The sequence below is a fragment of the Streptococcus sp. ST14 genome, from assembly GCF_046098195.1.
In the GTDB taxonomy this organism is placed as follows: domain Bacteria; phylum Bacillota; class Bacilli; order Lactobacillales; family Streptococcaceae; genus Streptococcus.
This window is the reverse complement of record NZ_JBJUSF010000001.1, coordinates 131,197-141,094: the sequence shown is the minus strand read 5'-3', so window position 1 is coordinate 141,094 and position 9,898 is coordinate 131,197. Positions and strand designations below refer to the sequence as shown.

The window sequence follows — 9,898 nt, the reverse complement described above, 5'->3', positions numbered from 1 at the left end:
AACAAGATAGTCGGAAACTCAGCTATAAACGTTTTTATCGCCCTACTTTTCGCATGCACTTGACGAATAAAGAAATTCTAGACAAGCTTTTGAGCTATTCAGAAGACTTGAAACACCACTACCATCTCTATCAACTCTTGCTTTTTCACTTTCAGAATAAGGAACCGGATAAATTTTTCGGGCTCATTGAGGACAATCTAAAGCAGGTTCATCCTCTTTTTCAGACTGTCTTTAAAACCTTCCTCAAGGATAAAGAGAAAATTGCCAACGCCCTTCAACTACCCTATTCCAACGCCAAACTGGAAGCCACCAATAATCTTATCAAACTTATCAAGCGCAATGCCTTTGGATTTCGGAACTTTGAAAACTTCAAAAAACGGATTTTTATCGCTCTGAATATCAAAAAAGAAAGGACGAAATTTGTCCTTTCTCGAGCTTAGCTTTTCATCAACCCACTACAGTTGACAAAGAGCCGTATTAAAATAGTCTCTTATAGCTCTCTTCCAAGCTTGAGAACTCACGCGCGATCTTTTTACGCCACCGTACTGAGCAGTCTTTGGGCTACCTGTATCATCTCTATTCATATTTGAAGGTGGCAAGGTTTGTATAGCATGAATATCTAAAAATAAGCGTTGGTTAGTTGTCATTGTGTTTTTCTCCTTTGATTTGTTTATAATATGATCTTGCCCAATTTAGGCGAAGATTTTCTTGTACATTTTTTAAAAACCAATACAAGTCTTCAGCTAACTTAGCATAATCAACCTTTGTAGCAGGAGACTTTGTTTTGAGCAACATCATCATGTGGCGTAAATGGTAGATCAACTCTTCAAAAGTTGATGATGTAATCATAACATTGAACCTTCTGTCAATGGCTGTCGTGTCATCTCCTTTTCGAAGTTGACTAAGAGCAGAACCGATATTTTGATAAGTATCGGGCTCATCTAACATCACACTGGTTGAAGTTCCTTGTTGATGTAAGGCGTAAAATTGGATAGCTGTATAAATCGCTAACTCCTCATAGCTAGGCTGCTGGTATGAATTGACGAACTCCTCTGGTAAATGCTCAAATAAAATCGGCCAGATATCTGTTGCATCGCTCAAGGGTTTACCCAACGTTTTTCTAATTTTGGCCAGTGCGGCTTTACTCAATGGTGACTCCAACTCATAACTCAATTGTCTAATAATTCTTTTTGTGACAGAACCAACTGTCTGTTTGGATTGTTCCAACACACACACCTCCTATTTTAATTGTTGATGAAGCAAATATTCAAATGAATTATAGGCAGTTGCAATATTTTTTATTCGACCATCTTTTTCAATGCCGAGGTAGTCCCTAGTTCCTCCGTGACCTAAGATGCTCTTTGCTTCAGCTTTAACCATTTTTTTCAGCAAATCTCTCCATTCTTTGATTTTAGGATCCTTTTCATCATCTGGTAGGATACTGGATAACCATTCTCGAAAAGGGTGATCGATTTTGAAATAGAGCATTTCAACCATCTGATTAGTATAATTGTTGTTTGAGATATTCCTGATTTCTTTTAGTTCCTCTATATAGCGTTTATATACTTTGGAAATGACAGTTTTTGTTTCTTCTACCACCTCATTAATACGTGGTACCCAACCACTCTCATTAAAATCCGCCAAAACTAAATCATTGATAAGTATAGAGTCAATAACTTCATCAGTTGGAAGCCATGAAGTAGCATTTCCATCATCCTGCATACTAATGGAAATAATATTAAATAATCTATTTCCTATTATGTCACCTATATCTCCGAGCCAATCAATAATTCCCGGTTTTCTAAAGTGCCCTGTTCTATCTTCTACTGCTAGCAAACCAAATGACCGCCACAACGATTGATTCAAGAGATGTTTCCTAGGAGTATAGCTATCTTTATTTTCTCCTGTAGTATTATATTTCCATGTTGTCATCGGCTCTAAAAAATTGTCCCGATGATTAATTTCGGGTAATTTTACAATCTCAAAAGAGAAAGGCTTATTTAAATCATATTCTGGATCAATATAAATCCCTCTGCTCCAAATCGTATACAGATTAGCTAAATCTGTACATTCACTACCAAACAAATAGCGATTAATATTATCAGAACTAGCAAATTCCCAACAGGGACATTGAATACTTTCTAAATTACCATGGTCATAGAATGGCAAGATACAATTTAGTAACAGCGTTTCAAATAAAGAAGTTCCCTGTATAAAAACTGCCCCGATATCAAACAACCAGCCCTTTGACACTTTATATTTTTTTTTTCCAAAAATAACTTTATCGGATAATCCTGAGTACCCTTGAAAAGTTAAAAGCCATCGTGTAACTTCGGAAGCAGTCAGTTGTTCTTTATTTTTACTATTCTTTGGGGAAAATAAGGCTAACTTATTCTCACTCTCTGAAATCGTTCTATTGATATTTTTCCCAGAGATACTGCTTGCTTTTGCTTTACTAATTTTGTCTGCTACAATATCCTCTTTTCTAACTTGAAAAAATGGATATTCCTTATCAAATAAGTAAAAGCGGTCCCGCCATTTTTCTAGGTAATGACTAACAATGTCTGGGAACTTACCACTTTCCCAAAGATCTATCCATGTATCATATAAATCATCCTGATAGTCAGCAATATCAGATTCTTCCACAGGCTCAATTTGTTTAAACCGCTCATCTACTGCCAGATACTCATAGACATTACCATCTGCATCAAAGCGTGAAAAGACAGTATGTAACACAGCCAGCAAAACTCGCAGCACAGCAAAATCTTGCGTTTTTGTATCTCCTGCTAAATCTTTGTACTGATGAGCATTTATAAATAATTCCTGCAAGGAAACTTCTTTTGTTGTTCCTTTTTCATCATAAACGACAGAAATCCAGGGTTCATCTAGTAAATTAAATCGACTCATTCTTATTTAACCTCTCCATTGTAATCCCATATTTTTTATCATATAAGAGTTTAAACCCATTGAGAATAAACTCATTGTTTTCATCAAAAATAATCCCGAGAGCTCCTTTTAACCACGATGAATTTCGCCATTGACTTAAATAGCTGTTGTTATACCTTTCAAGCTCTTCAATAGTTTGATCGATATTATAGCCCTTGGATAAACTCATAGGAAGTCGTAAAGTATTTTGTGCTACTTTTTTAGCGACCAAAGGATTATCAATATTCTGAGATATATCTTGATTTTCAATAAATAAGCTATAGCCATCAGACATTTTTTTTAAAGCAATCACTTCAATTGTATCTTCAACATCACGAACCTGAGCATTAGATTTTTCTTCACTATCGTTTGGATGCAGGTTCTTCAACCAACCAATCAGACTATTGTTTCTATGTCTCGATATTTTTAAGACAGGATCATTGATACGGTATGTTCTTGCCTTTGTTTCCTTATTCTTAATCGTGACATCATGCTCCGTCTTAGCATCTAAATATTTTTGCTGAAATTCCTGACTTGAAAACTCAATTGTAAAATCTGGACTATAAACTTTCTGGACTAATGGTGAAATATCATCTGGTAATCTCATGATATCTGGTAAAAAGTGCTGAGTTCTGGCTAACAGATAATCACCATAAGCAAAACTACTTCCTTCTTCAAAATCCAACTCTTGGGAAGTTCCTAAAACGTAAAACCTAGCTATTTTATGCTTTTGAGGCCGGTCTATTTGGTGTCGATGAAGTCGTCCAATACGTTGTATTAGCAAGTCCATAGGTGCCAGATCACTTATCATCACATCGAAATCAATATCCAAGGATTGCTCAATCACCTGAGTTCCAATGATAACTTTCTTATGTGGACGGTCTACATTTTTTCCGATTTGTTGTAATAATTCTTTCTCTTTTTGGATTCTTTCGGTCGCAATAAAACTGGAATGAAGTAATTCCACCATATCATCTCCAAAAATTTCCGAAAAGTTTCTTGCCAACTCTTGGGATCTTCTCACTGTATTGACAATGATTCCAACTACTCCACCGCCCTCAAGGGCATCTTTAACAGTTCCCAATAACTGCTCTTCTTGTAAACGAATGATGTGAATGTCTTTTATGTTTTGCTTATTGAATGTTGTAACTTGATAAATCTCTGAGCCATCATTATAAGTGATTAAAGGATAAACGTCTGTCTTTAATTGGTCCGTATTTTCAATATCTCGCCATTTGATCCCCATCCCAGACATATAGCTTTTAAGGATATTTTCTCTTTGTTGAGAAGGTAATGTCGCTGACAAAATGACTACTGGAACACCATAGGCTCCCATCCATTTTATCGCCTCCATCAAATATTGACTCATATAAGCATCATAGGCGTGAACTTCATCAATAATAACAACCTTTTTACTAAAACCTAGATGACGCAAAGCTAAATGTTTTTGTTTCAATGCTAACATTAAGAACTGATCAACAGTCCCCACTACAAAATCATCTAAAGCCGAAGTCTTTCTCCCAGAAAACCATTCATTAATGATAACGCTACCATTTTCTACATCGTCAAAATTAAATGTATTAGCTTTAAGTTTTAAAAAATCTTCGTTTAGAGCTGCTTTCCCGTGTACCAACTGAATAGATAGTATGTCTTCAGAATCATCTTTTAAACTTTCAACCCATTTTTCAATACGATTAAAAATCCCATTCGATGTCGCCTGAGTTGGTAAACCAAAAAAAAGACCGCTTCTTCCCGTCTTAGTAGCTAACTGCTCTGCTGTAATCAATGAAGCTTCTGTCTTCCCTAACCCCATTGGTGCTTCTAGAACTACAATCCCAGGTTTAGATATTTGAGTAATAACATGAGATAAGGTTGATTGAACATTATTAGGTTCAAATCCAAATCTTTCCTTATAAAGACTATCTGGTTTTGAGATATATTTAGGTTGCCACAAACTAGTTTTTTTCCACCTTTCAAACCCATCTTGAAGGCGTCTTAACTTATCTACCTCCTCTTTTTCATTGACACTTAATAAAGGAAAGTAGTACTCATTACTAGCAATCCAGTCAGCCATAATCAGCAATCCTGATAAGATAACTTGAGCAGGCTGTTTAATTCTAGGAAGCTCTCTCACAGAGTCAAACCCCAACTCATCTAAAGCACAGTTGAAGATTTCTTTTTGAACCAAATCCCAATTCTTATGGATAGCACTCTCCTTACTTTCATTTTGAAAATAGTTTGAAAGATAGCTCCCTTGATTTTTTACATCCTCAATCGTATCAATCGGTCGTCCATGGTGTCCACCAATAATAGTCGAAATATCCTCTTGAACACCATAACTAGATAGCAAATATTGACCTGCAAGGCTGTGATGACTCTTTTTTGGTGATGATAGTTGAAGTGAACTAATTTTAGTAAATCCTGACTGCTCCAATTTTTCTAATAGTTGAATATCCAAATCATCTGAATTTGCAAATCCTCTTTGAGTTTGAAAAGCTGGAGTTGCTTTCCCGATATCATGAACAGCAGCTAAAAATTGTGCAAGTCGTTTCCCTAAACCGTCATCATGTGTTACTGAATCCAGAGAATCCTCAATCAGCTTTTTTTGCCCCTCACTTAACCAATGCTCCCAGAGAAGTCCAATTATATCTTTTGTATCTTCTAGATGCTGAGACAAGGGTAACCAAAAAAATCTACCATTTTCTTCCTTTTTCTTAGCCCAAAGAGTATCGGACTTTTTCTTAGACATGATTCATCCCCTCTTCATCCCATTTTATATATTTCCATTTTATACCTAAAAGTTTTAAAATACAACAACAAGCATGGAAGGGGTTACAAAAACATGCTGTTTTCTAAAGTAGTGTAAACATAAGAATGGGAAAATCCTTTTTAGAGGAGTTTTAAAACATTACTAGAATGATCTTTATTAATATAAAACCATTCACCATAGAATTGCTTCACTTCCATACCCTAAAGTAAGAAATGGATGATATTTCCCTTAAATTAACTGTAAAGGATTGTATTGTTGAAAATGGGTACATTCTCTGTGATTCAAATATCAAAAAAAGAGAGAATAATGTAATCCTCTCCTGTTCTTCGTTATATGTGAGACTTTTCAATTGACAATGAACTTGTTTTCCTTATGTTTCATTTTTTGAGACTAATACCACGGTTTCAACTGGTTAAGACCGCCAGACTTTTAAATATTGCTGGGCTGTCTCTAAGTTAAAGGTTTTATCTGCGATGAGGCGCTCAACGAGGGGAGCAACTTCGGACTCACTAGCACCTGCTAGGAGCGCTAGGGATTTGGCCTGTAATTTCATGTGACCTTGCTGGATGCCCGTACTTACCAAGGCTTTGAGGGCCGCAAAGTTTTGGGCAAGACCGATGGACACGATAATCTGGGCTAATTCTTTGGCAGAAGGATTTCCCAGTAGTTCATGACTAAGAGCTACACGAGGGTTGAGTCCGATAGAGCCACCCTTGGTCGCTACCGGCATGGGTAAGGTCATCTGACCCACCAATTCTTCTGTGTCCCTATCTAGACTCCATAGACTGAGACCTTGATAACGTCCGTATCGACTGGCAAAGGCATGAGCCCCAGCTTCGATGGCACGCCAGTCATTACCCGTGGCGATTAAAATGGCATCAATACCGTTAAAAATCCCTTTATTGTGAGTAGCTGCTCGGTAAGGATCAGCCTGCGCAAACTGACTAGCCAAGGATATTTTCTCCGCAATTTCTCGTCCTTGGTCCCTTTGGGGACTCAAGTAGCGAAAGGCGATACGACAGCTTGCAGTCACCAGAGAATCGGTCGCGTAGTTGGACAGGATTCCCATGAGACTCTGTCCTTGACTGAGTTCTTCTAAGACTGGCTTCAAGGCTTCCAGCATGGTGTTGAGCATATTGGCTCCCATAGCTTCCTGGGTATCGACATGGAGATAGACAACGAGAAAGTCTGTTTCACCTTTGATCTGCTCTACATGTAAATCACGCGCCCCGCCTCCACGTTTGACGATAGAAGGATAGGCTTGATTGGCAAGTTCCAAGAGTTCGGCTTTCTTGCTGGCAATCTTCTCTTGCGCTTGTTCAGGATCAGCAACTTGATAAAGGGCTACCTGACCAATCATCTGGCGCTCATGTACTTGAGCAGTAAAGCCACCTGCTCGCTTGATGATTTTGCTGGCATAGCTGGCCGCAGCAACCACGGACGGTTCTTCTGTCACATAGGGAACTGTGTAGTCCTGACCATTCACCACAAGCTCTGGAATGACGGAATAAGGCAGAGAAAAAGTTCCTACCACATTCTCACTCAGCTGATCTGCAACTGCCAAGCTGACTTGTTCATCCTGCTCGAGACTCGTTTGCTTTTCAGGACTAAGGAGCGCCTGAGCTTGTAACAACTCAAGGCGCTCATGGTATGATTTTTTAGAAAATCCATTCCAACTTATCTTCATTATTTTTCAACCTTGCTATAACGGCGTTGGTGGTCGACAATTTCAACCAAGGCATAGTCTTGATGTTCATAAGCTGCAAATTGAGCTGAGCCAGACTCATCCAACTGCACCTCTTCGAAGAAGACTTTTTCATAGTCTGCAACAGACAATGCTGTACGTTGTTTAAGTTTGCTCAAACGATCCTTATCAAGGTAAGCCTCATAGCCTTCGACCAATTCACCACTAAAGAACTCTGAAACCGCTCCACTTCCGTAACTGTAGAGGGCAATTTTATCTCCAGCCTTCAAAGTCTCTGCATTTTCCAAAAGGGAGAGAAGGCCGAGGAAGAGGGAACCCGTGTAGATATTTCCAATCATCTGACTGTAGAGAATGGACTTATCAAAGTTCTCTTGCAAACTATCCTGTTTTTCTTTAGACAAAGTTTTGTCCATCATCTTGCGCAAACCTTTTAGGGCCAACTTAGGATAAGGCAAGTGGAAGCAGATAGCCACAAAGTCATCCATAGTCCAATCGTAGCGTTTCTTGTATTCATCCCAAGTCGTTGTCAGGCAATCAAGATACTGTTGGGTCGAGTACATGCCGTTTACATAAGGAGTGCTTGAGTAGTTCGGACGCCAGAAATCCATGATGTCGCGCGTTTGAGCAACATTATCATTGTTAAAGGCCATGATGCGCGGATTCTGGGTGATTAGCATCGCTACACTTCCAGCACCCTGAGTTGGTTCACCTGGAGTTCCTACACCATACTTGGCAATATCACTGGCAATGACCAAAACCTTAGACTCTGGAGAATTTTCCACATGCAATTTAGCATAATGAAGGGCAGCTGTCGCTCCATAGCAGGCTTCTTTGATTTCAAAGCTACGGGCGAAAGGCTGAATGCCTAATAGGCCATGAACAAAGACTGCCGCTGCCTTACTCTGGTCAATTCCTGACTCGGTCGCCACAATGACCATGTCGATTTCTTCTTTTTCTTTATCTGTGAGGATAGAGTTGCTTGCACTAGCTGCCAAGGTAACAATGTCCTCAGTCAGTGGCGCAATACTAATTTCATTTAACAAGAGTCCCTTGCTAAATTTTTCGGGGTCAACTCCCCTCGCTTCTGCTAAGTCTTGTAATTTCAAGACATATTGACTGGTCGCAAAACCAATCTTATCAATACCGATTGTCATATTTACCTCTGTTTTTTCATTCATTGTAAAAAATCGTTTCATTCTATTTTATCACAAATAGGGACAAAAGAGAGAAAAAAGACTTGATTCAACAAATCAAGTCTTTGCTTTGATTGTATTAGGAAGAGATTCCTCGTTGTTTTCGGATGTAGTAATAAAGCTTTAAAATCACCGTTCCACTTGCCATTCCAATAGAAATAACAAGAGCTAACATAACCACCAAAGTCGCACTAGCAATAGCATGGCTGTAATCGCCAGTCACAAAGAAAGCTGTCGTTCGATAGGATAAATAACCTGGCACCAAGGGGGCAAGAATGGCCAAGACAAAGACCACCGCTGGTGTCTTATAGACAATACTTAAAATCTGACTGATGCAAGAGCCAATTACTGCTGCGATAAAGGTCGCGACAATAACATTGGTTGGTTCTTTGAGGACGAGATAGAGGAGCCAAACGCCCATTCCCAAAACACCACCAGGTAGGAGCATGGAGCGTTGAACATTCAGTACGATTAGAAAGGTGATAATGGCGAGTAAACTCGCCACTGCTTGGAGCAAAATACTTGTTAGAGTCATCTTATGTCATCAAAACCAGGGCGACCGAAGTGCCGGCCCCTAAAGCGAGGGTAATGAGCAGAGATTCAAACATCTTGCTCATACCAGAGTTGATATGGTTGGTCATGATATCCCGAACCGCATTTGTCAGAGCAATCCCTGGAACAAAGGGCATGACAGCTCCTGCTATGATCAGGTCTGCTGTCGAAGGAAATCCAGTGTAACGGGCCCAGAACTGGGCGATCAATCCGAAAACAAAGGCACCCGCAAAGGCCGTTACAAAAGGAATGCGGACAAACTTCTCTACATAGAGAGAGAAGGCAAATCCAAATAAAGTCGCAATAGCCGCACCAAGAGCGTCATAAACATTGCCCCCAAACATAATTGAGAAGAAAGGGGCACTGAGGGTCGCTGCTACAGTCACTTGGAACTTAGTATAAGGAAGGGCTTGATTGCCGATTTCTTTGAGCTTTTTAAAGGCTGTCGAGAGATCAATCTGTCCTCCGACAAGCTCCCGTGATACTTGGTTGACATCACAGACTTTTTCAATGTTATAAGAGGATGAGGTTACCCGTTTCATTCGAGAAATATTAGTATTTTCAATAGAAAAGAAAATAGCAGCGGGCATGGCAAGTACATTGCAATCCATAATCCCTTGTGAATGGGCAATACGAATCATGGTATCCTCTACCCGATGAATCTCCGAACCACTTTTCAAGAGAATGGTTCCAGCTAACATAATGACATCAATGACGTCATTCAACTCTCTTGATTTGTCCATTTTCTCCTCC

The 9,898-nt window shown here is 39.2% G+C and carries 8 protein-coding genes and 1 pseudogene; 1 reads left to right on the top strand and 8 read right to left on the bottom strand.

Annotated elements, in window-relative coordinates; all coding sequences use genetic code 11:
• A partial coding sequence (locus tag ACIY19_RS00615; RefSeq protein WP_409002439.1) for a transposase occupies positions 1-440 on the top strand: 440 nt, incomplete at its 5' end.
• A gap of 39 nt (positions 441-479) precedes the next feature.
• Here the strand turns inward: ACIY19_RS00615 and ACIY19_RS00610 are convergent.
• From ACIY19_RS00610 to ACIY19_RS00575, 8 genes and pseudogenes are all read right to left on the bottom strand, one after another.
• Positions 480-647 (bottom strand): annotated as a pseudogene (locus ACIY19_RS00610) (type I-E CRISPR-associated protein Cas7/Cse4/CasC); the annotation flags it as partial.
• Positions 637-1,230, bottom strand: a complete 594-nt coding sequence (gene casB / locus ACIY19_RS00605) for a type I-E CRISPR-associated protein Cse2/CasB (RefSeq protein WP_000893380.1) — start codon at positions 1,228-1,230, stop codon at positions 637-639. The pseudogene ACIY19_RS00610 and the gene casB, both read right to left, overlap by 11 nt.
• Positions 1,231-1,239: 9 nt before the next feature.
• Entirely contained in the window at positions 1,240-2,907 is a 1,668-nt protein-coding gene (locus tag ACIY19_RS00600; RefSeq protein ID WP_409002438.1) for a type I-E CRISPR-associated protein Cse1/CasA, read from the bottom strand.
• Complete coding sequence (cas3, locus tag ACIY19_RS00595) at positions 2,894-5,674, bottom strand: CRISPR-associated helicase Cas3' (protein ID WP_409002437.1); 2,781 nt, start codon at positions 5,672-5,674, stop codon at positions 2,894-2,896. The genes ACIY19_RS00600 and cas3 overlap by 14 nt, the downstream gene beginning before the upstream one ends.
• A gap of 433 nt (positions 5,675-6,107) precedes the next feature.
• Complete coding sequence (locus ACIY19_RS00590; RefSeq protein WP_409002436.1) at positions 6,108-7,382, bottom strand: hydroxymethylglutaryl-CoA reductase, degradative; 1,275 nt, start codon at positions 7,380-7,382, stop codon at positions 6,108-6,110.
• Complete coding sequence (locus ACIY19_RS00585) at positions 7,382-8,554, bottom strand: hydroxymethylglutaryl-CoA synthase (RefSeq protein ID WP_409002441.1); 1,173 nt, start codon at positions 8,552-8,554, stop codon at positions 7,382-7,384. Before ACIY19_RS00585 ends, ACIY19_RS00590 begins: the two co-directional genes overlap by 1 nt.
• 118 nt (positions 8,555-8,672) lie before the next feature.
• Positions 8,673-9,128, bottom strand: coding sequence for a threonine/serine exporter family protein (locus ACIY19_RS00580; protein WP_000176909.1), 456 nt, complete (start codon positions 9,126-9,128; stop codon positions 8,673-8,675).
• Between the two features lies 1 nt (position 9,129).
• Positions 9,130-9,888 carry a threonine/serine exporter family protein gene (locus tag ACIY19_RS00575; protein WP_409002435.1) on the bottom strand — a complete coding sequence of 253 codons (759 nt, stop codon included), beginning with the start codon at positions 9,886-9,888 and terminating at the stop codon, positions 9,130-9,132.
• Positions 9,889-9,898: the final 10 nt, after the last annotated feature.

Excerpts from the sequence above, each read along its gene's own strand:
- ACIY19_RS00580 (WP_000176909.1), bottom strand. The coding sequence starts at position 9,128 with ATGACTCTAACAAGTATTTTGCTCCAAGCAGTGGCGAGTTTACTCGCC.
- cas3 (WP_409002437.1), bottom strand. The coding sequence starts at position 5,674 with ATGTCTAAGAAAAAGTCCGATACTCTTTGGGCTAAGAAAAAGGAAGAA.
- ACIY19_RS00590 (WP_409002436.1), bottom strand. The coding sequence starts at position 7,382 with ATGAAGATAAGTTGGAATGGATTTTCTAAAAAATCATACCATGAGCGC.
- ACIY19_RS00585 (WP_409002441.1), bottom strand. The coding sequence starts at position 8,554 with ATGACAATCGGTATTGATAAGATTGGTTTTGCGACCAGTCAATATGTC.
- ACIY19_RS00600 (WP_409002438.1), bottom strand. The coding sequence starts at position 2,907 with ATGAGTCGATTTAATTTACTAGATGAACCCTGGATTTCTGTCGTTTAT.
- ACIY19_RS00575 (WP_409002435.1), bottom strand. The coding sequence starts at position 9,888 with ATGGACAAATCAAGAGAGTTGAATGACGTCATTGATGTCATTATGTTA.